This window comes from Streptomyces sp. NH27, from assembly GCF_056859195.1.
The window spans coordinates 1-1,428 of record NZ_JACEGK010000927.1 but is presented as its reverse complement, the minus strand read 5'-3'; the positions used below and the strand labels follow the sequence as shown (position 1 = coordinate 1,428).

Annotated in this window: 1 protein-coding gene; it reads left to right on the top strand. The window is 70.7% G+C overall.

Annotated elements, in window-relative coordinates:
* The first annotated feature begins 727 nt into the window (after positions 1–727).
* The gene (locus tag AC13HU_RS37150) at positions 728–1,357 is read left to right on the top strand and encodes a hypothetical protein (protein WP_483046411.1); all 630 of its coding nucleotides are present in this window, start codon (positions 728–730) and stop codon (positions 1,355–1,357) included.
* Positions 1,358–1,428: the final 71 nt, after the last annotated feature.

Below are 1,428 nucleotides of genomic sequence, written 5' to 3'. Positions count from 1 at the left end.
GGCCAGACCCGACCAGCAGCAGGGGGCACAGCCGGACGGCCGGGCGGACCACGGGACCCACAGGACCGGCCACACCGCCGACAGCAACACAGCGCACGGGCGGCACACGGCCGACAGCGACACGCAGGAGCAAAGCGGGGGCCCACCCAGGGAGCCAAGCCAAGGTGACGGCGGCGGGGGCGTTGCGGGTGGAGTCGCAACGGGTGACCCGGTCAGCCCCCGACCCTGCTCGACCCTGCGACGGCGTCGTCTTCCCCGGCGGCTGGGCTGGTCCCGCCGCCGCCATCGTGAAGCGTACGACCCAGGCCGGAACGGGTAGCGAGCCGGACGGGCTGCGCAGGCGGCCCGGGAACGGGCCCGAAGGTGAGAGCAGGTGCGCGCAGATGACCCGGCACGGGAACGAGCCGGACGGCAACTCCCAGGCCAAGAAAAATCGTTGCCGACGCAGCAGTCAGGCCCGACCCGCCCGGCGGCAGCGGGACAGCGTGAGGCCCAGCCACGGCGGCGAGCGGGCGGCGGCGGCACGGACACCCCCTGCAAAACAGCGGGCACACAGGCGCAGCGGCCGGGCGGGGCGCGGCGGACCGGGGCCTAGAGGCGCAGACGGGGGAACCCGAGAAAGGTGGTTGCGTAACTCTTTTTAGCGCTGTAGAGTTGTTGTCCTGAGGCCGGGGGCGGAAGCACCGACCCTGACCCCGAATGTCAACCCAACTCAAAGGAGAACTCCGTGTCCAAGACCTTCACCACCCAGGCCGGTGCCACCTACTCGTACGACGTCGAGGCGGGCGAGAACGGGGAGACCGTCTACAACCTCTCCCGCATCTTCCAGGAGGGAGCGATGCCGATCGGCGCGATCGCGATCCACCCGAACTACGAGCTGTCCCCGGCCACTCCCGGGCTGCTGAACGTGCAGTTCGGCAAGGGCAGCGTGGAGCGTCACGAGCGGACCGACGTCCCGCTGCTGGGCATCCAGCAGTACACGCCGTACGTGGTGGGCCACCACCTGGTCAACCCGGCCGACCTGGAGATCGACCCGGAGTCCGAGAAGCCGGTCACCGACCCGAAGATCATCTTCCGGAAGCCCGTGCGTGCCGCGCAGACCGGCACCGGCAGCCACTCGACGCGGGCGGACGTCGAGACCTTCACCAAGGTTCAGGACCTCGTGACCGCCTTGGTCAAGGAGTACAAGGCGGACAAGAGCACGCCGAAGCGTGAGGCGCTGTACGCGAAGTTCCTCGACGGCCAGCGCGCCGAGGCGATCAAGCCGAAGCTCGATGCGATCGACGCGCAGATCAAGGCGCTCCAGATCCAGCGGGCGGAGCTGCTGGAGCAGCTGAGCAGCTACAAGGCCGCGTAACGCCGCGGCCCCTCGGGTCGGGCGGCCCTCCCCGAGGGGCCGCCCGCGCCCACCACGGCCCGGCCCCGGCC